Source organism: Rhodococcus sp. ARC_M5 (genome assembly GCF_022810405.1).
Lineage (GTDB): Bacteria > Actinomycetota > Actinomycetes > Mycobacteriales > Mycobacteriaceae > Rhodococcoides > Rhodococcoides navarretei.
Genome location: NZ_JALGQE010000003.1, coordinates 173,590 through 199,042 on the forward strand (window position 1 = coordinate 173,590; position 25,453 = coordinate 199,042).

The window sequence follows — 25,453 nt, forward strand, 5'->3', positions numbered from 1 at the left end:
GATCAGATTTCTGCTGATCATTCCGACTGCCTGGATTCTCGTCACCGTCGTCTTCTTTCTCATGCGGGTCATCGGTGATCCGATCACCGCCGCCCTCGGCGGCCGCCTACCCGCCGAACAGATCGCCCAACGCAAGGCCGAGGCCGGCTACGACCGGCCGATCCTGACGCAGTACTGGGAGTACCTGACCGGTTTGCTGCGCGGCGACTTCGGCCGCTCGGCCACCGACAATCGCGCGATCAGTGACGTCCTACTCGTCAACGGTGCTGCCACACTGGAATTGGCCTTCTGGGCTCTGCTGGTGGCCTTCGCGGTCGGTATTCCGCTCGGGTTCTTCGCCGCCACCCATCGAGACCGATTCGGCGACGCCTCGCTGCGAATCTTCGCGATCCTGGCGTACGCGGCCCCGGTGTTCTTCGTCGGCATGCTGCTCAAGCTGCTGTTCGCCGTCAAGCTCGGCTGGCTGCCGGTGGCGGGACGAGCCAGCACCAATGTGGAACTGGCACTGCAGAACGTCTCACCCAAGACCAACATTCTGATAGTCGATTCGTTCCTGTACGGCGACACGGGCTACACCATCGACGTGCTCGAGCACGCGGTGCTGCCCGCTCTCGCCCTGGGTCTGTTGACGGCCGGAGTGTTTCTGAGGTTGGTGCGCGTCAACCTGATTCAAACGCTGCAGGCACCCTTCGTCGATGCCGCCCGCGCTCGCGGATTGAGCGAGGGCACGGTGACGCGACGCCATGCGTTCCGCAACGCCATGATTCCGATCGTCACCGTCATCGGCCTGCAGATCGCCGTGCTGCTCGGCGGCGCGGTATTGACCGAGACCACGTTCGAGTGGCAGGGCCTCGGCTACGAACTCGCCCGCTACCTGCAGGCCCGCGATTTTGTTGCCGTGCAGGGCATTGTGACGTTCCTGGCCGTGGTGGTCGCCGTCGTCAGCTTCTTCACCGACGCGATCGTCGCACTCATCGACCCGAGAGTGAGGTTCTGATGAGCACGGAAGTCGTGCTGTCCGACGTCCCGCCCACCCGCCCGCACCGTCGAGGAGTTCCCGGCGTCGCGTTCGTGAAGTCGACATCGGGCTTGCAACGCGTCACCTTGATCGTCGGGTTGGTCCTGATGGTGGGGTTCGTGATCGCCGCAGTGTTCGCTCCGCTTCTCGCGCCGTACGGGTTCTCGCAGACCAGTGACGCCGGGCAGGACTTCGCCCGCCAGGCAGCACCGTCCGCGCAGCATTGGTTCGGTACCTCGGTCCGCGGTGAGGACGTGTTCTCTCGGGTGATCTACGGTGCGAGAACAGCTTTGATGGTGATTGCGTCGTCGTTGATTCTCTCGCTGATCATCGGCGTTCCGCTCGGTCTGGCCTCGGGGTACATCGGCCGGTGGTTCGACCGAGTGCTCGTGCTGTTCATGGACGCGATGTACGCATTCCCGTCGCTGCTGCTCGCGGTGGTCATCTCGATCGTCGTCGCGGGTGGTCAGTCGTCCAGTTTCGGCGGTATCGCATCCGCAGCCATAGCCATCACGGCGATCTTCGTGCCGCAGTACTTCCGCGTGGTACGCAACGCCACCGTGGCGGTCAAGACCGAACCGTACGTGGACGCCGCCCGGGTCACCGGGGCCGGCACTCCGCGAATACTGTTCCGCCACATCCTTGCCAACGTGGTGCAGACGCTGCCGGTCATCATCACCCTGAACGGGGCCGAGGCCATTCTGACCCTGGCCGGACTCGGATTCCTCGGGTTCGGCATCGAGCCCACCTCCGCCTCGGAGTGGGGCTACGACATCAACAAGGCGCTGCCCGACATCTCCAACGGCATCTGGTGGACGTCGGTGTTCCCCGGCCTGGGCATCGTGCTCGTTGTGCTCGGCCTGACCATGGTGGGCGAAAGCGCAAGCGAGACACTCAATCCGCTGCTGCGCACCCGCAAGAAGTTCAAGAAGGCGGTGAAGGTATGACATCGAGCGTTGTGACTCCACGCGAGTCCGCACTGTCGGTGAAGTCGTTGTCCGTCACGTTTCTGACCGATGCCGGCGAAGTCGATGCCGTCACCGAGGTCTCGTTCGAGGTGTATCCCGGTGAAGTCCTGGCCGTGGTGGGCGAGTCCGGCTCGGGCAAGTCCGTCAGCGTCAGATCCGCCATCGGACTGCTACCCGACACCGCGCGCGTGGAGGGCCACGTGGTGCTCGGGGGCCAGGACGTCACGACGCTGAGCAACAAGGCGTGGGCGCAGTTGCGCGGCAACAAGATTTCGATGGTGTTCCAGGAACCGGGCAGCGCTCTGGATCCGCTGTTCACCATCGGGTATCAGATCGTCGAGGCACTGCGGGCGCATACGCGCGACGACGGAAAGCGAATGTCGGCCAAGGACGCCAAGACGCGGGCCGTCGAACTGTTGACGATGGTCGGCCTGCCCAGCCCCGAACAACGCTTCTCGTACTATCCGCACGAGCTCTCGGGTGGGCAGAAGCAACGCGTCATGATCGCGATCGCCATCTCGTGCGAGGCGAAAGTCATCATCGCCGACGAGCCGACCACCGCGCTCGACGTCACGGTGCAGGCCGAGATCCTCGAACTACTGCGCGATCTCAAGGATCGGCTGGGTTGTGCCATCGTGCTCATCACCCACAGCATGGGCGTCGTCTCCGATCTGGCGGACCGCGTCGTCGTCATGCAGAACGGTCGCGTCGTCGAGGAAGCGCCGGTGGCGCAGCTCTTCGATGCGCCCGCAGACGACTACACCAAGAAGCTGCTGGCCGCGGTGCCGACGCTGGCCGCGGTGGAGTCGGACAAGACCGTCGACACGTCGGGCGAACCGGTACTCGACGTCTCTCGGTTGGTGGTGCAGTTCTCCGGTGGTGTCGGCTCGCCTGCCTTCCGGGCGGTCGACGACGTCTCGCTCACCATCCACCGCGGCGAAACCCTCGGCCTGGTGGGTGAATCCGGCTCGGGTAAGTCCACGATCGGCAGATGTGTTGCGGCACTGCAGAAGCCGACCAGCGGAAGCGTGACGGTGATGGGGCAGAACATCGCAGGGGTGAGCGAACGCAAGCTCAAGCCCCTGCGGAAGCGCTTCGGGTTCGTCTTCCAGGACCCGTCGGCGTCACTGAACCCCCGACTGACCGTCGGACAGTGCATCGCCGAGTCGATGATCGTGCACAAGTACGGCTCCAAGGATGCGATCGCGGCCAGGACGACCGAGTTGCTCGACGCCGTGCAACTGCCGTCCGGCACCGACAAGCGTTACCCGCACGAGCTCTCCGGTGGGCAGCGGCAACGCGTCAGCCTGGCGCGGGCACTGGTACTGGGACCGGATCTGGTGGTCGCGGACGAGCCGACCAGTGCACTGGACGTCTCGGTGCAGGCGGCCGTGCTCGACCTGTTCGAGGCACTGCAGCGGGAGTTCGGATTCGCGTGCCTGTTCATCAGCCACGACCTCGCGGTGGTCGATCGCGTCGCGCACCGCGTGGTGGTGCTGCGGGGCGGGGGAATCGTCGAACAGGGAACACCGTGGAAAATTCTGCGATCACCGGAGGCGGACTACACCAAGAAGCTGTTGGCAGCGATTCCCGGTAAGCGGCTGCACACGTGAGTTCTTCTCCTGACCGGGCACTCCGGTACCGTTAGGGCGCTATCTGTGCCGTCACGGGCGCTGACATGATCGAGTACACAGGCTGGAGCCGAATGACCGAGGAATCCCAACCCACGAGCGCAACTCACTCGGGCGGTGCCTCCTACGCGGCGGCCGGGGTCGACATCGCCGCAGGAGATCGAGCAGTGCAGCTGTTCGCGCCGCTCGCCAAGAAGGCCAGCAGGCCCGAGGTCATGGGCGGTCTCGGTGGTTTCGCCGGCCTCTTCGCGCTCAAGGGCGACTACCGCGAGCCCGTCCTGGCCGCCTCGACCGACGGCGTCGGCACCAAGGTGGCCGTGGCGCAGGCGCTCGGCAAGCACGACACCCTCGGCCTCGACCTGGTCGCAATGGTCGTCGACGACCTCGTCGTCTGCGGTGCCGAGCCACTGTTCCTGCAGGACTACATCGCCGTGGGCCGCGTGGTTCCCGAGCAGGTCGCGGAATTGGTCAAGGGCATCGCAGAAGGCTGCGTCATCGCCGGCTGCGCGCTGCTCGGCGGCGAGACGGCCGAGCACCCGGGACTGATGGCCGACGGCGATTACGACCTCTCGGCCACCGGCATCGGCGTCGTCGAGGCGGATTCGATCCTCGGACCCGAGCGGGTGCGACCCGGTGACGTCGTCATCGGCATGGGATCGTCGGGCCTGCACTCCAACGGCTACTCCCTCGCTCGCAAGGTGCTGCTGGAGATCAACCACATGGATCTCGGCGGACACGTCGAGGAGTTCGGTCGCACGCTCGGTGAGGAACTGCTCGAACCCACCAAGATCTACGCCAAGGATTGCCTCGCACTCGCTGCGGAAACCGACGTCCGCACGTTCTGCCACGTGACCGGCGGCGGATTGGCGAACAACCTCTCACGGGTCATGCCCGAGGGCCTGGTCGCCGAACTCGACCGCACCACGTGGAGCCCGGCTCCGATCTTCTCGCTGATCGCGCAGCGTGGACGCGTCGAGCGGGCCGAGATGGAGCAGACGTTCAACATGGGTGTCGGCATGGTGGCCATCGTGGCACCCGAGGACGTCGACCGCGCCCTCGCAGTGCTGACCGCCCGTCACATCGACTGCTGGACGCTGGGCACGGTGAAGAAGGCGACCGGTAAGGACGTCGCCGACGAGCGTGCGCTGTTGCTGGGTAACCACCCGCGGTTCTGATCGCGGCGTTATCGCACGAACAAATGAGGGGGAGCCGCACTGCGGCTCCCCCTCAGTCGTTCAGTGCACAAAACTAGCGTCGCCAGTCCTCGTACTCGTCTTCCTCGACTCGGGAATGCACATCCGAGTCAGAGTGGATGCCACGATGGGAGTTGGACGAACCACCGGAGAGTTCCTTCTGCAGACTCTCCAAGTCCGTTGTCGGCGAGCTGTACTTGAGCTCACGAGCGACTTTTGTCTGCTTTGCCTTAGCCCTGCCTCGGCCCATGGCGGTGCCCCCTCGCGGACTTGCGGGGCGGCCTGGGGAAATTTGGCGGCCCCGTTAGAGTTGGTATTTCTTCCTGGCACACACTCTAGCGCGCGAATCGCCGCGATGCGCATACGGCACCTCGTGTCGGTGGCATGCGACCGGGCGCGACACGCCCGGGGCAGGGGTCGGCGCTGCCTGTACCTGCACATATCCGTGCACAGGCAAACTATCTGCGTTTCGCGACACGAAAACTACGTGCTGCGCGTCATGGCCTTCTCGCGGATTTCAGTGCTCCCGCCGCGTCGCGGTACACCTTCGGCGCCAATCCCGGCTCGTCGAGCAGCGTCGCCATCGCCGCCGCATCCTTCCCCTCGAAGAGCATGCGCACCGTCACCCCGTGTTCCGGAACGGACTGCACTGCAACCGCGTCACCGCCGGCGAACACCCCCGGTTCGACGACTCGGAGATACGCCCCCACATCGCCTCGATCCGTGAAACGACGGATCCACCTCGGCTCGTCCATCCATCGAGCGAACGTCCCACAGGGCTTGCGGGCGATCGTCACCTCCAAGGTCACCGTTCCGACGCGCCACCGCGACCCGATCACCGCGTCGGTCACCGGTACACCCTCGGTGCGGAGATTCTCGCCGAAGCGACCCGGTGGAACCGGCACCCCGAGCTCGGAGGCCCAGTACCGGGCCTCCGCCTCGTCGTAGGCGTAGACGGCCTGATCGAGCCCGCCGTGGAACTTCGTGTCCCGGCAGTGATCGCCGCCGATGCCGAGCTCGTGGACGTCCACCGGTCCGTCGACAGGTCTCTTGTCGATGCCGCTGTCGACCACCGCGCGGCGTCCGAACGGCACGTCGGCATGCACCACGCAGACCGCCAGAACGGTTCCGGTCACCGGCCGCGCAGGCGGTCGACGGCAGCGCGACCGGCCTGGACGTCGTCGTAGGACGGGATGGAATCAGGATCGATCGATGCCGCGCACGGACCCGCCTCGAGGGCGGTGTCGACCGGAATCGTCCGCTTGAGCAGAGCCAACGCGATCGGGCCGAGCTCGAAGTGGTCGATGACGGTACCCAGACGCCCCACCGTGCGGCCGCCTGCGGTGACCGCATCGCCGGTGCTGGGCCTGCCGTCCGCCGAACCGTCGAGATGAAGCAACACCAGGTGACGCGGCGGGCGACCGAGATTGTGAACGCGCGAGACCGTCTCCTGGCCGCGATAGCAGCCCTTCTCCAGATGCACCGCGCCGAACTCGGCGGCGCTACCGATCCACCGAACCTCGTGCGGGATGGTCTTCTCGTCGGTGTCCACGCCCACGCGTGGACGCAGTGATTCCACGCGCAAGGCGTCGAACGCCCAGGTTCCGGCGTGAGCGGCTCCGGCGTCGCGAAGTCGGAGGAACCAGTCGACCAGGTTCGCGCGGGGGATCACCACGTCGTACGAGTTCTCGCCCGGCCACGGCATCCGCCGAACGAAACCGCCTCCGTCGACCGCCGACGCACCGTAGGTCTCGCTCGGGGCGGGCAGGCCGGCTTTGTCGAGAATCGACGCCGCGTCGGATCCGAGGACCGTGAGAACGGCGAGTTCGTCGGCCTCACGGGGTTCGGCCTTGGCCCAGAACACCATCTTCTTCAGGAACGAGAGCAGGTCGGGGCCGGCCACGCGTTCGGTGTCGATGTACGTGACGCCGCCCGAGTCGGTCTGCACGAAGTGATGCTCGATGCGGCCGTTGACGTCCAGGCTCAGATTCTCGGCCGAGCTGCCGTCGGCCAGGTTCGAGACGAGTTGGCTCGAGATCGTGTTCAGCCAGCTCAACCGTTCGTCGCCGCTGATGGCGAGGACGAAGCGATGGGATCGATCGATGACGGCGGCCCCGCTCACGGCGTGGCGTTGCTCGCCGAACGGATTGCCGTAGTGCCAGGCCACTCCGGCGTCGACGCTGTCGTCGGGGGAAGGAACCGCACCGGGGAGGGTGAGAAGAGGACTCGGGGTGATCGTCACGGAATCGGACACCACTCCATAGTAGGAGCAGCCCGGCCTGTCCTCGACGGCCGACGGGGCACGAACCGGTCTGCGGAGGGTCGCGGACGTTTTACATACGTGCAACCCGTCCGATATCTGTCTGCGTTTCGGCCCGCCTACGTTGAGCGCGTGAAATATCTGAAGCACCCGGCAGCGCAGATCGGCCTGGCCGCGGTCGGCGGAATCGTGTTCGGTCTGATCGTCGGCGATTGGGCGTCGAACCTGAAGTTCGTCGGCGACCTGTTCATCCGCTTGATCCAGATGTCGATCGTTCCACTGGTGATGGCGTCGGTGATCGTTGCGACCGGGTCGATGTCCGGAACCGGCACGGGAAAGATCGCGGCTCGCACGTTCAAGTGGATGATCGGGTTCTCCTTCGTGGCCGCGGTCCTGGCCTGGGTGCTCAGCAGCCTCATCCAGCCGGGTGCAGGCATGGTGTTCACCCAGGAACTCGATCCCGGTCTCGAAGAAGCGGCAGGCGAGGCGCTGGGCTGGCAGGACACGTTGCTCAACTTCGTCTCGACGAACGTCTTCAGCGCCATGTCGACGGCCACGATGGTGCCCATCATCGTCTTCTCGTTGCTCTTCGGAATCGCGCTGCGCAGTCACATCTCCAAGACCGGTGACACCGGGGTTCTCACGCTCATGGATCAGTTCCAGCAGATCGTGCTGACCATGATTCGCCTGGTGATGGTGATTGCACCGATCGGCGTCTTCTGTCTGCTCGCCGCGCTCGCAGGTGATGTCGGATTCTCCGTCGTCTCCACCGCACTGAGCTACCTGGGCACGACACTGCTCGGCGTGCTGATCCTGTTCGTGCTGTTCGTCGTGGTGGTCACCGTACGAACCCGATTGGACCCGAGGTTGCTGCCCGCCAAGCTCACCGAGCAGACGGTCATCGCCGTCACCACCACCAGTTCCGCCGTCACGTTCCCGACGGTGCTGAAGAACACCGTGGAGAAGGTCGGCGTCAGTCAGAAGGTCGCCAACTTCACGCTGTCGATCGGGCTGACCATGGGGTCGTACGGCGCGGTTCTCAACTACATGATCGTCGTGATGTTCCTCGCGCAGGCAGGCAACATCGAGCTGAGCCTCGGCCAGATCGCTCTCGGAATGGGACTGGCGATTCTGCTGAACATGGGCACCATCACGGTGCCGGGCGGATTTCCCGTGGTCGCGATGTTCCTCGCGACGTCGTTGGATCTGCCGTTCGAGGCCGTCGGCCTGCTGATCGCCGTGGACTGGTTCGCCGGAATCTTCCGCACTTTCCTCAACGTCAACGGAGACACCTTCGTCGCGATGCTGGTGGCCAACGCCGACGACGAGATCGACCGTGAGGTCTACGACGGCACCAAGGTCGTGGTCGCCGAGGAGATCGACCTCGACGAGTACCGCGATGTCATGGCCCAAGCGGATCGGGCGGACTGACCCCGCTGCTCTACAGTGACGGCCATGTCGGAGTCGGTAGTGGTGACGTTGGACGGCCGGGTGCACGACGCGAATCGGCCGTTGCTGTTCGCCGACGATCTGGCGGCCGTGCGTGGTGACGGCGTGTTCGAGACGCTGCTCGTGCGGGACGGGGTGGCGTGCGCGGTGGAGTTGCATCTGGCGCGACTGGTGGGGTCGGCCGAGGCATTGGATCTACCCGTTCCCGACTTGGATGCGTGGCGAGCAGTCGTGCAGCAGGCCACCGAACGGTGGGTGGAGGCGTCGACGGAGGAGGGCGTGCTCCGGCTCGTGCTCAGCCGCGGACGCGAGGGCGGGGGAGGCCCGACTGCCTACGTGACGGTGGGGCCGCTTCCCGGACGAGTGCGGAGCGCGCGTACGGACGGAGTGTCGGTGATCACGCTCGATCGCGGCTACTCGGTGGATTTCTCGGCGGGTGCACCGTGGCAGCTCGCGGGGGCCAAGACGTTGTCCTACGCGACGAACATGGCCGCATTGCGGCACGCCGCGACGCTCGGGGCCGACGATGTGATCTACCTCAGCAGTGAGGGGCGGGTGCTCGAGGGTCCGCGCTCGACGGTGGTGCTCGCCCGCGGTAAGACTCTCGTCACACCCTCTGTGGAACAGGGCATCCTCGCCGGAACCACGGTCGCCGGGTTGTTCGGGGTGGCCGAGGCTGCCGGGTGGGCGTGTTCGCACGGCCACCTGTATCCCGCGGATCTCATTGCCGCAGATGGCGTTTGGCTGGTGTCCTCGGTGACTCTCGCGGCTCGGGTCGCGTCGATGAACGGTGTCGTCCTCGGGCGTTCCGGCCCGCGCGACGAGGTTCGGGAGATGGTCGATCTGGCCGTCCGGACCCCCGAGAAGGCGTAAGGGTCCAACGACCCTGTCGTAAGACTCTTCCCTACTACTACTCGTAGTAGTACTGTCGAATTCGTCGCGGGCCAACGCCCTGACCTGCGGTGTTGCCCGTCACAGCTCGGGTACGAGAGTTCGGAGTACTGATGGACGCCTTGGATGTCTCGAGGTGGCAGTTCGGTATCACCACCGTCTACCACTTCATACTGGTTCCCCTCACGATCGGGCTGGCTCCGATGGTGGCCGCCATGCAGACCATGTGGGTGATCACCGGCAAGGACTCCTGGTATCGGCTGACCAAGTTCTTCGGCAAGCTGTTCCTCATCAACTTCGCCCTCGGCGTCGCCACCGGAATCGTGCAGGAGTTCCAGTTCGGCATGAACTGGAGCGAGTACTCCCGTTTCGTCGGTGACGTCTTCGGCGCACCACTCGCCCTCGAGGGACTGGTGGCCTTCTTCCTCGAATCCACTTTCCTCGGGCTGTGGATCTTCGGCTGGAGCCGCCTTCCGAAACTCGTGCACCTGGCGACCATTTGGCTCGTCGCCATCGGCGTCAACGCCTCGGCCTACTTCATCATCGCGGCCAATTCCTGGATGCAGCATCCCGTCGGCGCGATCTACAACGAGGAGACCGGCCGCGCGGAGCTGACCGACATCTGGGCCCTGCTCACCAACAACACCGCGCTGGCGGCATTTCCGCACGCCGTGGCAGGAGCGTTCCTCACCGCGGCCACCTTCGTCGCCGGAATCTCCGGCTGGTGGATGGTCCGTGAGGCCCGCAAGAACAAGGGTGGCGTCGGACCGCAGGATCCGCTTCAGGAATCCAACTCGCGGAGCATGTTTCGTCCGGCCGCCCGCATGTCCTTCGTCATCATGATCGTCGCAGGTGGCGCGCTGGCCATCACCGGCGACATCCAGGGCAAGCTGATGTTCGAGCAGCAGCCGATGAAGATGGCCTCGGCGGAATCGCTGTGCGACACCGAGACCGGAGCCAGCTTCTCGCTGCTGACCGTCGGAACCCACAACAACTGTGAATCCGTGGTGCACCTCATCGCGATACCCGGGCTCACCTCGTTCCTGGCGGAGAACGACTTCGGGGCCACCGTGCAGGGCGTCAACCAGTTGCAGGAGCAGTACGAGCAGCAATTCGGACCGGGCAACTACAAGCCGAACCTGTTCGTCACCTACTGGGCCTTCCGAATGATGATCGGACTGGCCGCCGGATCGGCCTTGCTCGCCATCGCGGGACTGTGGGTCACCCGAGGGGGTCGAGTGCCCGACCAGAAATGGTTCTCATGGCTGAGCCTCGCGGCGATCCCGACGCCGTTCCTGGCCAACAGCGCCGGCTGGATCTTCACCGAAATGGGCCGGCAGCCATGGGTTGTCGCACCCAACCTGTCGGGTGTCGATCAGATCCGGCTCACCGTCGACCAAGGTGTCTCGGACCATCCCGTCGGCTTGGTCGTCGCCTCGCTGGTCACCTTCACCCTGCTCTACGCGGCACTGGGCGGCGTGTGGTTCTACCTGCTTCGCCGGTACGTCATCGAAGGACCTCTCGACCACGACGCGCATCCGCACGTCGACCCGCCGGACTCGGAAGACGAAGAGCCCAAACAGCTCTCGTTCGCGTACTAGGGGATAGCAATGTCACTGCCCGAATTCTGGTTCTTCGTCATCGCGTTCTTCTTCGTCGGCTACTTCGTGCTCGAAGGCTTCGACTTCGGCGTCGGCATGCTCATGCCCATTCTGGGACGGCACCCCGACGCCGCGACCGGGGAGAAGCGTCGCCGTACCGTGCTCAACACAATCGGACCCGTCTGGGACGGCAACGAGGTGTGGCTCATCACTGCGGGCGGAGCGCTGTTCGCCGCCTTCCCCGAGTGGTACGCCACACTGTTCTCCGGCTTCTATCTCCCGCTGCTGCTCATCCTGGTGGCCCTGATCCTGCGGATCTGCGCCATCGAGTGGCGCGGCAAGATCGACGACCCGGTGTGGCGTCGACGCTGCGATATCGGCATCGGCATCGGCTCCTGGGTTCCGGCGGTGCTGTGGGGTGTCGCCTTCGCGAACATCGTGCGCGGGGTCGCGATCGACGAGAACAAGAAGGTCACCGCCGGCTTCTTCGACCTGCTCAATCCCTACGCCCTACTCGGCGGAGCCACCATGGCACTGGTGTTCGCCCTGCACGGTGCAGTGTTCATCGCACTCAAGACCTCCGGCGACGTGCACGAGGATTCGGTGAAAATCGCAGCACGCCTGTCGGTTCCGGCCGTTCTCGTCGGCGGGACATTCGCTCTGTGGACCCAACTCGCGCACGGGAAGACCTGGACGTGGATACTCGTCGGCGTGGCCGCGGTCGCCCTGCTTCTCGTCGTCGCACTGACCGCGAAAGTACGGGAAGGCTGGGCCTTCGTCTTCACCAGCATCGCCATCGTGGCCGTCGTCGTGCTGCTGTTCGCATCCCTGTTCCCCAACGTCATGCCGTCGAGTACCGATGCCGCCTTCGATCTCACGATCGCGAACGCGTCGTCCAGTCCGTACACGCTGAAGGTGATGACCTGGGCCGCGGCATTCGCAGCACCGGTTGTCCTCGGGTACCAGGCGTGGACGTACTGGGTCTTCCGCCAACGCATTTCGAGTGATCGGATCCCGGACTCGATCGGATTGACGGTGAAGTCGTGACCACTCCCGCTCGCTCGCGGGGGCCGATCGATCCCAGACTCTGGAAGTACTCTCGGCCCGCGCGTGGCTACATGATGGTCACGGTCGCGCTGTCCACCGTCGTCACGCTCTGCATCGTCGTGAGTGCGTTGACCCTCGGCCGCGTACTGGCCGGTGTCATCACCGACCCGACAGCCAGATCGCTGTCGGTCTGGACGACGGAACTGGCGGTGCTGGCGGGCGCAACAGCTGTTCGAGTGCTCGCGACCGGAGCCCAGTCCCGGTACGCGCACCGGTCGGCGTCGCGGGTGGTGGCCGAACTCGAAGTCGACGTGCTCACCGCAGCAACGCGATTCGATCCTCGCGAGCTCGACGCCGAACGGGAAGAACTGGCCGTCGTGGTGACCCGAGCCATCGGGGGACTGCGGGCGTATCTGACCGGATACCTGCCGGCATTGGTGCTGGCCGCCGTCGTCACACCACTGGTGCTGGTCGTCATCGTCACCCAGGACGTGACTTCGGCGGTGGTCATCGCGGTGACCTTGCCGCTCATCCCCATCTTCATGATCCTGATCGGCTTGTTGACCAAGGGCCGGGCCGCGGCGACGCTCGCCACGATGACCCGGTTGTCTGCGCAGATGCTCGATCTCCTGGCCGGTCTACCGACCTTGCGCGCACTGCGCCGTGAACATGGACCGGCCGCCCGCATCCGAGCACTCGGCGACGCCCATAGACGAACGACGATGCGCGCGTTGAAGGTTGCCTTCCTGTCGTCGATGGTGCTCGAGTTGCTCGCGACCCTGTGTGTCGCGCTGGTGGCCGTCGGTATCGGATTGCGCTTGGTGTTCGGTGAGATGACCCTCGAGGCAGGAATCATCGCGTTGATCCTCGCGCCCGAGGTGTACTTCCCGCTGCGGGCGGTCGGTACCCAGTTCCACGCAGCGGAGGACGGCGCCGAGGCCGCCGACCGCGCATTCCGAGTACTGGATCGGCGAACGATGCAGCCGACCGGTGGGCGCACCGTCGACGCTACGGCCGCGGACATCGAACTCGTCGGGCTCACCGTCGAGAGTCGGGACGGCTACGCTCCGGCAGGGCTGAGTGCGCTGTGTCGGGCGGGCACCATCACGGTACTCACCGGCCCGAACGGCTCGGGTAAATCGACTGCACTGCATGCCGTTCTGGGGCTGACGACTCCGACGAGCGGCGCGGTTCTCGTCGGCGGCGTGCCCGTGGTCGATCTCGACCTCGACCGGTGGTGGGCGCAGGTCGCGTGGCTTCCGCAGCGGCCGGTGCTGCTTCCCGGCACGCTCTACGAGAATGTCGTCCTGCACGGGGTGCCCGACGCCGATGCGTTGGACGCAGCCTGCCGCGCTTCGGGTTTCGATGCCGTACTGCGAGATCACCCGAACGGCTGGAACACTCGCGTCGGACAGGGCGGAGTGGGACTCTCCCTCGGTGAGCTGCAACGCCTGGCCCTGACGCGAACCTTCGTGGCCGACGCTCCGGTGATGGTGTTGGACGAGCCGACGGCACACTTGGACACGGAGAGTGAACGGACTGTGCTGCAGGCTGTTCGAGACGCAGCGGACCGAGGCGTCACCGTGGTTATGGTCGGCCACCGGCGGTCGGTGCTGCAGGCAGCAGATCGCGTCGTCGAGGCGCGAAGCAGCACGCCGACGGTACGGGAGTTCGATCATGTCTGACCTACGACGAGCTCTGGCCCTGTTCGAGCTGTCACCGCGGCGGGTGGCGCTGGCGTCGGCGGCCGGGGTGGCAACGCTCGGCAGCGCACTGGCTCTCGCTGCGCTGTCTGCATGGTTGATCACCCGAGCGTGGCAGATGCCTCCGGTGATGGACCTGACCGTGGCAGTGGTAGCGGTTCGAGCACTGGGTATTTCGCGCGGGGTGTTCCGCTACCTCGAACGGTTGACCACCCACGACGCGGCACTGCGCGGTACGACGGCAGCGCGCACGAGGATCTACGAGAAATTGGCGAACGGAGACGGCACACTCGCTCTGCGGCGCGGTGACGTCCTGGCTCGCACCGGGGCGGACGTCGACGTGCTCGGCGACGTGGTCGTACGGGCGATCGTCCCCATCTGCGTCAGCGTCGTGATGATGCTCGCGGCCGTGGGACTGCTCGCAGGTATCGCGCCGGCTGCCGCGTCGATCCTGGCGGTGGCGTTGCTGGTCGCGGGCGTGGGCGCACCGATCCTGGCCGCGCGGTCCGCACGGATCGCCGAAGAGGCCGGGGCCGACGCCGACGCCCGTTTCGCCGAGACCGCCGTCCGAGCACTCGACCATGCCGCAGAACTGCGAGTGGCCGGACGGCTCGACGCGACGCTCGCCGAAGCCGCAGGGGCAGCACAGGATTCGGTGATCGCCCGCGACCGTGCGGCGCGGCCGTCGGCGCTGGCCGATGCGGCCGGGCCGTTGTCCATCGGGGCGTCGGTGATCGGGTCCTTGCTCGTCGGCATCGGGCTGTACGGACCGACCGGAGGCACTCCAGGCGGCATGACCCCGATGGCCTTGGCGATCATCGTGTTGGTCCCGCTGGCGGCCTTCGAGGCGACCGCGGCACTGCCGGGCGCGGCGATCGCCCTGATGCGTGGACGAATCGCGGCAACTCGAATCATGGCGATGCTCGATGCGGCTCCGCCGCATGTGAGTGGAACTTCGACCCCTGCTACGAATTTCCGCGCACATGCGCGCAGCGCTCTCATCGGGCCCAGCGGATCGGGGAAGACCACGATGCTGCGCGCTCTGGCCGAGGAATACGGTTCGGAGGCAGCACTGTTCGCCGAGGACGCGCATCTGTTCGACACCTCGATTCTGGAGAACCTGAGGGTGGTGCGCGGCGACGTCGACGAAGAACAGGCAACGGACGCACTGCGGCGCGTCGGCCTCGGCCCGTGGCTCGACGCTCTGCCGCTGGGAGTGCACACCACGCTGGTCGGCGGCGCGCAGGCGGTCTCCGGGGGCGAGCGACGCAGACTGCTGTTGGCGCGCGCTCTGCTCAGTACGGCGCCGATCGTGCTGCTGGACGAGCCGACGGAACATCTCGATGGAGCCTCCGGCGAACGCATACTGCGGGAGTTGCTCACCACCGACGGTGGCCTGTTCGGTGCCGACCGAACCGTGGTGGTCGTCACCCATCAATTGCCGGAGAACACCGACGCGGACCAGGTGATCGATCTCGGCGCAGACCCGGAGAAAAAACCCTTTGCCGACTCGGAATCTCCGGCGTACGTTGGGAGTACACGAGAGAGGAGGTGGTCTGAAGTTGATGAACTCTAGGACGCGTGAGGTGGCTGTCAGCTAGCCGCAATCGCTGACGGATTCACTCGGAAGACCGCGCGAGCGGCAGGCGAATCCCAGGCAGCTACCCGGCCCCCGAGCCCCCGACCTGTCCGGTCGGGACCTGAAAGCAGGTATGGCTCGGGGGCCGTTCGCGTGCAGTGGGTAGGTGAGAGTCAGCCGATGTAGCGCGACAGGCGAGCGGACAACCGCGGCGCCAGTGGGCCGTCGGCGACGACGCGTTCCTCGACGTACGCGAGGTCTCCGCCCTCGACGATGCCGTAGAGCCGTCGGGCCCCGCCCACCAATGCGCCCGATGTGCTGCGGATGACGACGTCGGTGGCGAGCTCCCAGGACGACTGGGTGAGTGCGTGGCCGTAATACAGCTCGACGACGCCGGTGCTGTGAGTCAGCAGCAGTTCGACGACCTCTTCGTTCTCGGAGCCCTTTTCGCCGTGGCCCCCACTCATGCGCCAGAATCCGGTCTCGCGGAGGTCCGGATGTGCGAAGTTGCCGTCGGAATCGAGACGCCACGACCGCGATTCCCAGCTCAGGTAGCTACCGCCGTCGTGGGTGACGATGATCTGCTGACCGAAGGGGTAGTCGGTGCCGGACTCCGGGTCGTGCCCCTCACCCTCGCCGCGCCACACACCGACGAGCGGCAGCAGGGCGAGCATGGAGGGATGCAGATCGGGGCCGAGGCGGACATTGGCGGTGTCGTCGGGATGCGGGATGTCCGGCAGGACCGGAACATTGCGCGTCGACGCCTCGGCGAACTTCTGTTCGGCTGCCGCTATCGCTTCGTCACCGCTGGTGATGGGGGTGTCGAGGCCCTCGTCACCATTGCTTGGTTGCCCCGCGACCGGTTCTGTCACGACTCGTCGTTGACCAGTCGGTAGACGACATAGAGCGAGAACGCGATGATGGCTACTGCCGCAAGCGCCAGCAATACCTCGAAGAAGATGACCACGAGTGCGAGTTTAACCCGCGGCGATCATCGTGGAGAACAGCGGCCCGAATCCGGCATGTGTCCTTGGTGACATATAACCGGATTCGAGGATACGAGTGGGCTGGATCACCCGTAGTGGTGGAGAATTCCCGGCGAGCAGGTACCTTCTTCGAGGGGCGTCGGGTGGTACAGGATCAATTCCCGATGTTGTTCACTTGTGTTTCGCCACGAAGGCTGGGGAGGTCTCCGCACCAATGCTGCGTCGTAAACGGGCTCTGACATCCGTGTTTCTCAGGTCGGCGGCGGTGACCGTGGCGTTGGCGCTTGCCGCTCCCGCCGTTGCGCTCGCCGCTCCGGACTCGGGATCGGCAGACTCCGGATCGTCCGACTTCGGGTCCTCGCAGGGCCCGAACATCGACCCGAACAACTACGCGCAGGACTGCCCGGACGTGTTGATGCTGGCCGTGTCCGGGGCCACCGACTCGGACGCGGATCGCAATCCCCTCAACGAGGAGTCGCAGACCGTCGCGTCCAACTGGGTCGGGAACGTCACGGTTCCCACCGGTGAGGTCAACGCAGGCAGCCCCGGCACGGTCGGGTGGCTCTACGTCCCCTACGCATCGACGTACGGCGTCGGTTTCCTGGACGACGTGTTGACCTACCAGCAGACGATCGACGACGGTATTGCCTCGACCAATCGTCTGCTGGACGAGTACAAGACGAAGTGCGGTGACAGGACGAAGTTCGTTCTCGTCGGCTACAGCGTCGGCGGAGAGGTACTCGATCGGTTGGCCGTCGAGATCGGCCGACGCGACCCCGGTGCCTTGGTCACCGGCGACGACATCGCAGGCGTGATGATGATCGGCTCGCCCTACCGTCCGGCCGGCGTGCCGAACTTCGAGGACGAGCCCGGGCAATCACGTGGCGGGTTCATGGACCAGTCGCCCCGGGACTACGGAACGCTGACCGACAAGGTCACGTGGTCGTGCCGGCCCTACGATCTGGCGTGCGACGCACCGGCCGACATCGAGTTCCTGCAGCTGGCGCTGGAGATCATCTCGCAGATGCGGATGACGCTGCTCGACCCGGTGCAGACCGTGTCCGACTTCGCGCGTGCAGTGACGACCATCGCCACCCGCGCGATCGTCGACATCGCAACGAACAAGACCTGGCTCGAATCCGACGAGACCCTTCTGCAGGTTCTGGTGAAGGTGGCGGATGTGGACTACACGGTCGCCGATCAGCAGGCGGCGGACGCACTCACCCCGGACCAGCTCCTGGCGGATCTCAACTGGGCACTGGGGCCGGGAGCCGAGACCGTGGAAGCGAAGCTGCGTGCCGAGGGCGAAGGGCTGGTGGACAACAACAAGGGCATCGTCGACGTCGTGCTCGGGCCGTACCTGCTCATCGGATTCCTGCAGCATCTGTCGTACTGGTACAACGATCCGAACGACGGCTACGAGTGGGAGAGCGAGAAGGTCGTGGCCTGGGTCACCGATCTCGCCCGCACCGAACGGGAGAAGGAGAACGCGCCCGAGGTCGTCACCCCGGAAGCCCCCGAGGCCGCACCCGAAGCCCGACTGCTCCCGGTACCCGGAACCCAGACGAGGGTCAGCGATCTCGGTGCATTCCTCGAGTCCCAGGGCATCCCGGTACCGGAAGGGATGTTCCCGCCCCAGTACTCGACGGTGCCCGATCCGGCAGCCTCGGCGTCCGTTCCCAACTAGAACCTCCGCTGGACCGAAAGAACCCCGCACCTGCGAGCAGGTGCGGGGTTCTTTTCTCGTTCGATGCGAGCGGGCCGAATCAGACTCCGACGGTGACGTTCGCGGAGTGCACGCCTGCGCTCTCGGGGGCGATGACGGTGTCTCCGTTGCCCGATGCCGACAGTGCACGCAGCGTCCACTGTCCGGGTGCGGCGAAGAATCGGAAATCTCCGGTGCCCGACGCGACGACCTCTGCGGTGAACTCACCGCTGCCGTCGAGCAGACGCACGAATGCGCCTGCTACGGGCTCGCCGTCGCCTGCGAGGACGCGGCCGGTGATGACCGTTTCCTTCTCGACGTCGACGCCTGCGGGGATGGTCTGGCCCTGTACGGGTGCTCCACACATATCAGTGAACCTCCAACTCGATGGGTGCTCCGACGAGGGAGCCGTACTCGACCCAGCTGCCGTCGTAGTTCTTGACGTCTTCCTTGCCCAGGAGCTCCTTGAGCACGAACCAGGTGTGGCTCGAACGCTCACCGATGCGGCAGTAGGCGATGGTGGCCTTGCTGTCGTCGTAGCCCTTGGTCTTGTACAGCTCTTCGAGCGCTTCGTCGGACTTGAAGGTGCCGTCTTCGTTGGCGGTGGTGCTCCACGGGATGTTGATCGCGGACGGCACGTGGCCACGCTGCTGCGCCTGTTCCTGCGGCAGGTGCGCCGGGGCGAGGATCTTGCCCGAGAACTCGTCGGGCGAACGCACGTCGATCAGGTTCTTGTTTCCGATGGCGTCGATGACCTCGTCGCGGAACGCGCGGATCGACAGGTCGGGGGCCTCGGCGCGGTACTGGGTGGTCTCGCGGCTGACGACGTCCTTCGACAGCGCGCGGCCGTCGAGTTCCCACTTCTTGCGTCCGCCGTCGATGAGCTTGACGTCCTGGTGGCCGTACAGCTTGAAGTACCAGTACGCGTAGGCGGCGAACCAGTTGTTGTTTCCGCCGTACAGGACGATGGTGTCGTCGTTGCTGATGCCCTTGGCCGACAACAGGTCCGAGAACTGTTCCTGGTTGAGGAAGTCGCGGCGAACCGGGTCCTGCAGGTCCTTGCGCCAGTCGAGCTTGACCGCACCGTCGATGTGTCCGCCGTCGTAGGCGCTTGCGTCTTCGTCGACCTCGACGAAGACGGTCTTCGGTGCGTTCAGGTTCTGCTCGGCCCAGTCGGCCGAGACCAGGACGTCGGAGCGAGCCATGGTGTTCCTTTCGGTCTTTCTCTGTGGATCGGTGAGGGTCAAGCAGTGGTGCGCAGCCGCGCAGCGAGGGGGTAGATCATGCAACCGAGGCAGACCGCGAATGCGGCGTTGAGGAAGGCCGCGAACAGTGCGAAGCCTGCCGCCACGGTGCCGACGACGGGAGCGCCGAGCGCGAAGCCGAGAACTCCCACGGCGGCGAACACGAAGCCCACCAATTGAGCGAACTTCAACGGTGCCACCGGTTCGCGTTCACTGGTGGGGGAGAGGCGCGGTGCGACGAATGTCGCAAAGATCGTGCCGTACGGACTGTGCTTGGGTCCGCGGACGGCTCCGATTCCGAACACGATCGCCTGTAGCCCGAGCAGGATTGCCGCCGCGGGGACCGAGAACGTGGTCAGGAGCAGAACGACGACCAGAACGGCGGTGGTGATCCACGCTGCGAAGCGAGGACCGCGAACATCGACCTGATCGATCGTGGTGGGGGTGGTGGTTCTGGTGTCGGGTGTCGACATCGAGTGGTACTCCTGTGCGAGGCCGGGCACGCCGCATCGGCAGTGCTCGGACATGGATTTCGATCATCGGGCCGGACAACACGCACGGGCGTGGCGGCAGAAGGAAATCAGCAGCAGCGACAGCAACAACCGCCCAGTCGGCACAGATCAACTGTGCGTCGACTGGTGAGCATCAGCTCGCGGCGGGAGAACACGAAGAGCATCCTACCTTCTACCAGCAGCGCGTCCTACCGCCGGTCCCGGCAGGTCCGGTCACAGCGCGTCGAGCGCCGACCGCAGGTCCGCCGCAGACGGCACGCCCGCAATTCTGGAGCGCCGACGCAACTCGATGTCGAGGACGAACGTCGTGGGTAGCGACAGCACTCCCAGTTCGCGGGCGAGAATCGGATGGGCGTCGATGTCGAGTTCGACTTCGCGTGCTTCGGTGCGGTCGGCGAGAACCTGATGCACCACACGACGCACGGCAGCGCACGGACCACACCAGTCCGCCGAGAAGTGCAAAATCGTCGGAGTTCCCGAGGTGACGCCCGCATCGACGAGCAGCGGGAGAAGGTCGTCGGAATCGGTGGACGCGATGGTGCGTACGGCACCGGAACGACGACGCAGAATCAAGCCGGTAGCAACGGCAAGGATCGCCACGACGACAAGAACTGTGATCCCTGTCACGGCTTTTCGATTTCGTTGAGGTCGATCGTCACGTTGTCGCCCGACCCTTCGACGACGATCTGCGAGCCCTCTGCGTAGACGTCGGTCGGCTGGAGTCCGAAGGGCAGACTCTGTCGTTCGATGGTCTTGGTGAACATTCCGAGGACCGCGGGCTCGGCGAAATCGGGGATCGAAAAATCCGCCTGACCCTCCGGGCCGAAGTACAAGTCCGACGCCACGATGGCGACGCTGTCACCCTCGAGTACGAGGTCGGCCTTGACGCTCACCGTCGTCTCGAGCGGACCGATCGGAACCGTTCCGGTCAGCACGACGCCACCGGTGGTGGTCATGCCCGACCCGCCGGAACCGCCGGTGCCGTCGGACTTGTCGGCCGGTGGCGCGGAAACCTGCAGGTCGACGATGCCGAGGAACCGGCCGAGGTCCGTCGCCTCGATGCGGACGCGGCCGTCGAGCTCGTCCACCGGGATCGCCCGCACGTTGTTGTCGATCAAGTCGGACAGCTCGATGTGTACGCCGCGAAGATTGGCTTCGATGGTCGTCGAGCCGACGTACTCGGTGGGCACGTCCTGCGCTCGGATCTCGATGTTCTGGTAGCGGCCGTCCGCCGCCTGGGTGAGGAACGGAAAGCCGTGCACGATCACCTGAGGATCGGAGGTGAGCTCACCGCCGGCGCGGATCGCGCGAGAGACTCGGTACTCCGAGTAGGCCGCAGCGCCGAAATCCACCACGAGCGCGAGGGCCAGCAGGCTGGCGAGTCCGATGAGAAGTGTGCGCACCGGACCATTGTGACCGACGAATCGCGCACTGCCCCCTTCGGCCGGTTGTACGGACAAGCTAGTCTGTGTCCTTGACGATCACTCGAGTCCAGTCTGGGCTGGACCGGCAAGCAGCAAGAACGGAGACGCAGTGGAGCTCCTACTACTGACCTCCGATCCCGATCCGGAGGGCGTTCTGCCGTCCCTCGCTCTCCTGGCGCATCACGTACGTCCGGTACCCACCGAGGTGTCCTCGCTTCTCGAAGCCGGTTCGGCAGACATCGCGCTCGTCGACGCCCGTACCGATCTGGCTGCGGCCCGTGGCCTGTGTCGGCTGCTCGGAAGTACCGGATCGGCCATCCCCGTCGTCGCGGTCCTCACCGAAGGCGGCCTCGTCGCGGTCAACTCCGACTGGGGCCTGGACGACATCCTGCTGCCCGGCACCGGTCCGGCGGAACTGGACGCTCGACTGCGGTTGCTCGTCGGCCGTAGCGGCGGAGTTGCCAGCCCCGAGACCTCCGGCAAGATCACGCTCGGTGAACTGGTCATCGACGAGGGCACCTACACCGCGCGACTGCGAGGTCGTCCACTCGACCTGACGTACAAGGAATTCGAGCTGCTCAAGTATCTGGCTCAGCACGCGGGGCGGGTGTTCACCCGCGCCCAGCTCCTGCAGGAAGTGTGGGGCTACGACTTCTTCGGCGGCACGCGTACCGTCGACGTCCATGTTCGACGCCTCCGCGCCAAGCTCGGTACCGAGTACGAGTCCCTCATCGGTACGGTGCGCAACGTGGGATACAAGGCTGTCCGACCGGCGCGCAACTCCAAGGGTGGACCGGCGGCCTCGGATCCTGCGGGCAGGGATTCCGACGATGCGGAATTCGAGTTCGAGCAAGAGAGTACTCTCTCGTAGATGAGTTCGGATTTTGCGTACGGCGTCCATTCGATCGACGGCGGCGCACCGTCTTCGCACGTATCCCACGAGATTCATCGAATCCTTTCCCGCGCAACCGAAGTCGATGGCACTGCGCCCTTGTCAGAGCAGGCGGTGAAGGCGGTCGACGACGGTGACGAGGTCGTTCGTCTCGTCGCCACCGAGGGCGATCGTGTCGTCGGCTACGTCGGAATCGCCGACGGAATGGCCGAGGCCGTCGTCGATCCTCCTTCTCGCGGTCGTGGAGTCGGGAGCGAATTGGTCTCTCGTGCACTCGATGTCGCGTCCGGAACTCGGGTGTGGGCGCACGGCAACCTGCCCGCGGCGCAGTCCGTCGCGGCGCGGCTCGGGTTGACGGTGGTTCGTGAGCTGCTGCAGATGCGTCGGGCAGCCGCACACCCCGATCTGCCGGATGTCGTTGTGCCGGACGGTATTACGCTGCGGACCTATCGGGGCCATCAGGACGATGCCGAGCTGCTGCGGGTGAACAACGCGGCATTTTCGTGGCACCCCGAGCAGGGTGGCTGGACCGATCGCGACATCGCCTCGCGCCGCGACGAATCGTGGTTCGATCCGGCGGGCCTCTTCCTGGCCTTCGAAGAGGGCAGTGACCGGCTGCTCGGGTTCCACTGGACGAAGGTGCATTCTGCCCAAGATCGGGTCGTTCCGCAGGCTCCACTCCTGCCGGCCGAGGGCGTGGAACCGGCCATCGGTGAGGTCTACGTGGTCGGCATCGACCCGCAGTCGCAGGGCCGTGGTCTCGGTCGAGTTCTCACGCTGGCCGGCCTGCATTACCTGCGCAACCGCGAACTGGGCCAGATCATGCTCTACGTCGAGGCCGACAACACCGCTGCCGTCCACACGTACACCAAGCTGGGCTTCGAGAAGTACCACGTGGACGCCGCGTACGCGCGCAACGTCTGAATCGGACATAACCGCTGGGGTGTTCATCTTCCGTTCACCCGCGCGGGGGTAAACGTCTACCACCTGCCCCTACCTTTCTCCATGGGCGGCAACTACGTCGCCTGGTGCGAGGTTCTCTTGTCGAGCCGGCACCCACACAGCCACAGCGCGGCCGATCAGGTCCGAGCCGTGGACACGGCCCAAGATTCCTCGGAGGAAACAGGTGAACCTCAAGCGCAACGGTGCTCTCATGAGCGCAGTGGCCATCAGTGCCATGTTGCTGACCGCATGCGGTAGCGACGCGAACGTCGAGACCGTCGGCGCGGACGATTCTTCCGCCTCGTGCGAGGGCAAGTCTCCGCTCACGGGTGAAGGATCTTCTGCTCAGCAGAACGCGATGTCCAACTTCACCTCGGTCTACTCGAGCGTCTGCTCCGGCAAGTCCGTCGAGTACACCACCAGCGGCTCGGGCAACGGTCGTACGCAGTTCGTCGCCGGTCTGGTCGACTTCGCCGGCTCCGACTCCGCGATCAAGGACGAGCAGGCAGCCGACGCGGCCACCCGCTGCGACAGCAACCCGGCATGGAACCTGCCGCTGGTCTTCGGGCCGGTCGCAGTGGCCTACAACCTCGACGGTGTCGACAGCCTGGTGCTCACGCCCGATGTCACCGCACGGATGTTCACCGGCCAGATCACGACCTGGAACGATCCCGCGATCGCCGCCCTCAACGAAGGCGTCGACCTGCCGGCCACCCCGGTCACCCCGGTCTACCGCTCCGATTCCTCGGGCACCAGCGACAACTTCCAGCGCTTCCTGTCCGACGCTGCTCCCGAGGCGTGGACCCTCGATCACAGCTCCGACTGGGCCGGCGGCGTCGGCGAAGGTGCCAACGGCTCCTCGGGCGTCGCTCAGGCAGTGTCCGGGACTCCCGGCTCGATCACGTACGTCGAGTTCGGCTTCGTCGAGCAGGAAGGCCTCAGCGCCGCGAACATCGACTTCGGCAACGGACCGGTCGAGCTGAGCACCGAGACCGCCGCCGCCGCCATCGACGCCGTGACCTTCTCCGGTGAAGGCAACGACCTGGTACTCGACCTCGACACGTTGTACGCCAGCAACGAGGCCGACACCTACCCGTTGGTGCTCGCCACCTACGAGATCGTCTGCTCGGCGGGCTACGACGCCGACACCTCGGCAGCAGTCAAGTCGTTCCTGCTCAGCGCCGCGAACGAGGGCCAGCAGGGCCTCGAAGAAGCCGGCTACGTGCCGCTGCCGGACCGCTTCAAGGAGCGCCTGATCACCGCCATCGAAGCAATCGCCTGATTCAATGAGACGTAATCTTGCTTCGGCTCGCGAAAAGGCGAGCCGAAGCAAGACCGTCCTCGACCTCCACACGAGACAGTGAGCGGTATGAGCGACACCCACTCGATGACCGGCGTTCCCTCCGCGGCCACCACTCCCGCCGCGGGTGCCGCGCACAAACCGGAAGAACCACAATTGTCAACGAAGAAAAAATCGGGGACCGTCACCCGCCCCGGTGACAGGATCTTCTCCGGCCTCGCCACGGGCTCGGGTATCTTCATCATCGCCCTGATCGCCGCCGTGGGTATCTTCCTGGTCTGGCGCGCGATCCCCTCACTGTCGAACAACACGGTCAACTTCCTGACCTACAACGGTGCCTGGGACACGTCCAACACCTCGGCCATGGTGTTCGGTGTTCTCGATCTGTTCCTGGTCACCATCACGGTGTCGCTGTTCGCGCTGATCCTCGCGATGCCCGTCGCACTCGGCATCGCCATCTACCTGACGAACTACGCGCCCAAGCGAATCGCCGGCCCGCTCGGCTACGTCATCGACCTGCTCGCCGCCGTCCCGTCGATCGTCTTCGGACTCTGGGGCCTGTACGTTCTCGCCCCGGTGATCAGCCCGTTTGCCGAGTGGCTGAACACCAACCTGGGTTGGTTCCCGCTCTTCGGTACCGGGTCGGTCTCCATCGCCGGCGGCGGCACCATCTTCACCGGTGGCATCGTGCTCGCCGTCATGATTCTGCCGATCATCGCCGCCGTCACTCGCGAAGTGTTCATGCAGACCCCGAAGGGGCAGATCGAAGCCGCTCTCGCACTCGGAGCCACCCGCTGGGAGGTCGTGCGGACCACGGTCATTCCGTTCGGCAAGTCCGGTTACGTCAGTGGCTCCATGCTCGGTCTCGGTCGTGCACTCGGTGAGACCATCGCGCTCTACATCATCATTCGCAGCACTCAGTCGACGTTCGGCGGAACGTTGTTCGACGGCGGTTCCACCTTCGCCACGAAGATCGCGCTGGCCGCAGGTGAGTTCAACAACCCGCTGCAAGCCGGTGCGTACATCGCCGCAGGTCTGGTGCTCTTCATCCTGACGTTCGTCGTCAACGCCGGTGCTCGCGCCGCCATCGCCGGAAAGAAGGACTGAC

Annotated in this window: 24 protein-coding genes; 15 read left to right on the forward strand and 9 right to left on the reverse strand. The window is 65.4% G+C overall.

The window, feature by feature from the left end; genetic code table 11:
- The first annotated feature begins 1 nt into the window (after window position 1).
- The 4 genes from MTX34_RS06300 to purM all read left to right on the forward strand — a co-directional run bounded on the left by MTX34_RS06300 (window position 2) and on the right by purM (window position 4,792).
- A complete protein-coding gene (locus tag MTX34_RS06300; protein WP_243593971.1) occupies window positions 2-997 on the forward strand; it encodes an ABC transporter permease in 996 nt (331 codons plus the stop codon).
- On the forward strand, window positions 997-1,965 hold the full coding sequence (locus MTX34_RS06305) for an ABC transporter permease (protein ID WP_243593843.1): 969 nt from the start codon (window positions 997-999) through the stop codon (window positions 1,963-1,965). The genes MTX34_RS06300 and MTX34_RS06305 overlap by 1 nt, the downstream gene beginning before the upstream one ends.
- Window positions 1,962-3,599, forward strand: a complete 1,638-nt coding sequence (locus MTX34_RS06310) for an ABC transporter ATP-binding protein (RefSeq protein WP_243608807.1) — start codon at window positions 1,962-1,964, stop codon at window positions 3,597-3,599. Before MTX34_RS06305 ends, MTX34_RS06310 begins: the two co-directional genes overlap by 4 nt.
- 92 nt (window positions 3,600-3,691) lie before the next feature.
- Window positions 3,692-4,792: a phosphoribosylformylglycinamidine cyclo-ligase gene (purM, locus tag MTX34_RS06315; protein WP_243593841.1), complete on the forward strand. Its 1,101-nt coding sequence runs from the start codon at window positions 3,692-3,694 to the stop codon at window positions 4,790-4,792.
- 73 nt (window positions 4,793-4,865) lie between these two features.
- Here purM and MTX34_RS06320 read toward each other — a convergent pair whose 3' ends face one another.
- The 3 genes from MTX34_RS06320 to MTX34_RS06330 form a co-directional block, all read right to left on the reverse strand.
- On the reverse strand, window positions 4,866-5,060 hold the full coding sequence (locus MTX34_RS06320) for a DUF3073 domain-containing protein (RefSeq protein WP_008719426.1): 195 nt from the start codon (window positions 5,058-5,060) through the stop codon (window positions 4,866-4,868).
- Window positions 5,061-5,307: 247 nt separating this feature from the next.
- Window positions 5,308-5,946, reverse strand: a complete 639-nt coding sequence (locus MTX34_RS06325) for an MOSC domain-containing protein (protein ID WP_243608808.1) — start codon at window positions 5,944-5,946, stop codon at window positions 5,308-5,310.
- Window positions 5,943-7,064: a folate-binding protein YgfZ gene (locus tag MTX34_RS06330; protein WP_243608809.1), complete on the reverse strand. Its 1,122-nt coding sequence runs from the start codon at window positions 7,062-7,064 to the stop codon at window positions 5,943-5,945. The genes MTX34_RS06325 and MTX34_RS06330 overlap by 4 nt, the downstream gene beginning before the upstream one ends.
- Window positions 7,065-7,202: 138 nt before the next feature.
- Between MTX34_RS06330 and MTX34_RS06335 the strand changes: the two genes are divergently transcribed.
- The 6 genes from MTX34_RS06335 to MTX34_RS06360 all read left to right on the forward strand — a co-directional run bounded on the left by MTX34_RS06335 (window position 7,203) and on the right by MTX34_RS06360 (window position 15,337).
- Window positions 7,203-8,501 carry a dicarboxylate/amino acid:cation symporter gene (locus MTX34_RS06335; RefSeq protein ID WP_243593838.1) on the forward strand — a complete coding sequence of 433 codons (1,299 nt, stop codon included), beginning with the start codon at window positions 7,203-7,205 and terminating at the stop codon, window positions 8,499-8,501.
- A gap of 24 nt (window positions 8,502-8,525) precedes the next feature.
- Complete coding sequence (locus tag MTX34_RS06340; protein ID WP_243608810.1) at window positions 8,526-9,392, forward strand: aminodeoxychorismate lyase; 867 nt, start codon at window positions 8,526-8,528, stop codon at window positions 9,390-9,392.
- A gap of 131 nt (window positions 9,393-9,523) precedes the next feature.
- On the forward strand, window positions 9,524-11,011 hold the full coding sequence (locus MTX34_RS06345) for a cytochrome ubiquinol oxidase subunit I (RefSeq protein ID WP_243608811.1): 1,488 nt from the start codon (window positions 9,524-9,526) through the stop codon (window positions 11,009-11,011).
- 9 nt (window positions 11,012-11,020) lie between these two features.
- On the forward strand, window positions 11,021-12,058 hold the full coding sequence (cydB, locus tag MTX34_RS06350) for a cytochrome d ubiquinol oxidase subunit II (RefSeq protein ID WP_243608812.1): 1,038 nt from the start codon (window positions 11,021-11,023) through the stop codon (window positions 12,056-12,058).
- Entirely contained in the window at window positions 12,055-13,743 is a 1,689-nt protein-coding gene (cydD, locus tag MTX34_RS06355; protein ID WP_243608813.1) for a thiol reductant ABC exporter subunit CydD, read from the forward strand. The genes cydB and cydD overlap by 4 nt, the downstream gene beginning before the upstream one ends.
- Window positions 13,736-15,337, forward strand: a complete 1,602-nt coding sequence (locus MTX34_RS06360; RefSeq protein ID WP_243593833.1) for an ATP-binding cassette domain-containing protein — start codon at window positions 13,736-13,738, stop codon at window positions 15,335-15,337. Before cydD ends, MTX34_RS06360 begins: the two co-directional genes overlap by 8 nt.
- A gap of 176 nt (window positions 15,338-15,513) precedes the next feature.
- On the opposite strand, the gene MTX34_RS06365 is transcribed toward MTX34_RS06360, so the two are convergent.
- Window positions 15,514-16,155, reverse strand: a complete 642-nt coding sequence (locus tag MTX34_RS06365) for an FABP family protein (protein WP_243593970.1) — start codon at window positions 16,153-16,155, stop codon at window positions 15,514-15,516.
- Window positions 16,156-16,540: 385 nt separating this feature from the next.
- Here MTX34_RS06365 and MTX34_RS06370 point away from each other — a divergent pair, with 385 nt between their 5' ends.
- A complete protein-coding gene (locus MTX34_RS06370; RefSeq protein ID WP_279392946.1) occupies window positions 16,541-18,013 on the forward strand; it encodes a cutinase family protein in 1,473 nt (490 codons plus the stop codon).
- A 79-nt stretch (window positions 18,014-18,092) separates the two neighbouring features.
- On the opposite strand, the gene MTX34_RS06375 is transcribed toward MTX34_RS06370, so the two are convergent.
- From MTX34_RS06375 to MTX34_RS06395, 5 genes are all read right to left on the reverse strand, one after another.
- Window positions 18,093-18,398: a DUF1416 domain-containing protein gene (locus MTX34_RS06375; RefSeq protein WP_243593831.1), complete on the reverse strand. Its 306-nt coding sequence runs from the start codon at window positions 18,396-18,398 to the stop codon at window positions 18,093-18,095.
- A 1-nt stretch (window position 18,399) separates the two neighbouring features.
- Complete coding sequence (locus tag MTX34_RS06380) at window positions 18,400-19,236, reverse strand: sulfurtransferase (protein WP_243593830.1); 837 nt, start codon at window positions 19,234-19,236, stop codon at window positions 18,400-18,402.
- A gap of 38 nt (window positions 19,237-19,274) precedes the next feature.
- Window positions 19,275-19,748 (reverse strand): DUF4395 domain-containing protein, encoded by a 474-nt coding sequence (locus MTX34_RS06385; RefSeq protein WP_243593829.1) that lies wholly within the window; start codon window positions 19,746-19,748, stop codon window positions 19,275-19,277.
- A gap of 252 nt (window positions 19,749-20,000) precedes the next feature.
- A complete protein-coding gene (locus MTX34_RS06390) occupies window positions 20,001-20,414 on the reverse strand; it encodes a thioredoxin family protein (RefSeq protein ID WP_243608815.1) in 414 nt (137 codons plus the stop codon).
- The gene (locus MTX34_RS06395; RefSeq protein WP_243593827.1) at window positions 20,411-21,190 is read right to left on the reverse strand and encodes an LmeA family phospholipid-binding protein; all 780 of its coding nucleotides are present in this window, start codon (window positions 21,188-21,190) and stop codon (window positions 20,411-20,413) included. Before MTX34_RS06395 ends, MTX34_RS06390 begins: the two co-directional genes overlap by 4 nt.
- A gap of 130 nt (window positions 21,191-21,320) precedes the next feature.
- Between MTX34_RS06395 and MTX34_RS06400 the strand changes: the two genes are divergently transcribed.
- The 4 genes from MTX34_RS06400 to pstC all read left to right on the forward strand — a co-directional run bounded on the left by MTX34_RS06400 (window position 21,321) and on the right by pstC (window position 25,452).
- The gene (locus MTX34_RS06400) at window positions 21,321-22,082 is read left to right on the forward strand and encodes a response regulator transcription factor (protein ID WP_243593826.1); all 762 of its coding nucleotides are present in this window, start codon (window positions 21,321-21,323) and stop codon (window positions 22,080-22,082) included.
- Window positions 22,083-23,027, forward strand: coding sequence for a mycothiol synthase (mshD, locus tag MTX34_RS06405; protein ID WP_243608816.1), 945 nt, complete (start codon window positions 22,083-22,085; stop codon window positions 23,025-23,027).
- A gap of 202 nt (window positions 23,028-23,229) precedes the next feature.
- Complete coding sequence (gene pstS / locus MTX34_RS06410; protein WP_243608817.1) at window positions 23,230-24,327, forward strand: phosphate ABC transporter substrate-binding protein PstS; 1,098 nt, start codon at window positions 23,230-23,232, stop codon at window positions 24,325-24,327.
- Window positions 24,328-24,414: 87 nt separating this feature from the next.
- Window positions 24,415-25,452: a phosphate ABC transporter permease subunit PstC gene (gene pstC, locus MTX34_RS06415; protein ID WP_243608818.1), complete on the forward strand. Its 1,038-nt coding sequence runs from the start codon at window positions 24,415-24,417 to the stop codon at window positions 25,450-25,452.
- Window position 25,453: the final 1 nt, after the last annotated feature.

What these genes read in the sequence shown, in the direction of transcription:
- MTX34_RS06305 (WP_243593843.1), top strand. Translation starts at nt 997, where the DNA reads ATGAGCACGGAAGTCGTGCTGTCCGACGTCCCGCCCACCCGCCCGCAC.
- MTX34_RS06310 (WP_243608807.1), top strand. Translation starts at nt 1,962, where the DNA reads ATGACATCGAGCGTTGTGACTCCACGCGAGTCCGCACTGTCGGTGAAG.
- purM (WP_243593841.1), top strand. Translation starts at nt 3,692, where the DNA reads ATGACCGAGGAATCCCAACCCACGAGCGCAACTCACTCGGGCGGTGCC.
- MTX34_RS06320 (WP_008719426.1), bottom strand. Translation starts at nt 5,060, where the DNA reads ATGGGCCGAGGCAGGGCTAAGGCAAAGCAGACAAAAGTCGCTCGTGAG.
- MTX34_RS06340 (WP_243608810.1), top strand. Translation starts at nt 8,526, where the DNA reads ATGTCGGAGTCGGTAGTGGTGACGTTGGACGGCCGGGTGCACGACGCG.
- MTX34_RS06345 (WP_243608811.1), top strand. Translation starts at nt 9,524, where the DNA reads ATGGACGCCTTGGATGTCTCGAGGTGGCAGTTCGGTATCACCACCGTC.
- cydB (WP_243608812.1), top strand. Translation starts at nt 11,021, where the DNA reads ATGTCACTGCCCGAATTCTGGTTCTTCGTCATCGCGTTCTTCTTCGTC.
- MTX34_RS06360 (WP_243593833.1), top strand. Translation starts at nt 13,736, where the DNA reads ATGTCTGACCTACGACGAGCTCTGGCCCTGTTCGAGCTGTCACCGCGG.
- MTX34_RS06370 (WP_279392946.1), top strand. Translation starts at nt 16,541, where the DNA reads ATGCTGCGTCGTAAACGGGCTCTGACATCCGTGTTTCTCAGGTCGGCG.
- MTX34_RS06375 (WP_243593831.1), bottom strand. Translation starts at nt 18,398, where the DNA reads ATGTGTGGAGCACCCGTACAGGGCCAGACCATCCCCGCAGGCGTCGAC.
- MTX34_RS06380 (WP_243593830.1), bottom strand. Translation starts at nt 19,236, where the DNA reads ATGGCTCGCTCCGACGTCCTGGTCTCGGCCGACTGGGCCGAGCAGAAC.
- MTX34_RS06385 (WP_243593829.1), bottom strand. Translation starts at nt 19,748, where the DNA reads ATGTCGACACCCGACACCAGAACCACCACCCCCACCACGATCGATCAG.
- mshD (WP_243608816.1), top strand. Translation starts at nt 22,083, where the DNA reads ATGAGTTCGGATTTTGCGTACGGCGTCCATTCGATCGACGGCGGCGCA.
- pstC (WP_243608818.1), top strand. Translation starts at nt 24,415, where the DNA reads ATGAGCGACACCCACTCGATGACCGGCGTTCCCTCCGCGGCCACCACT.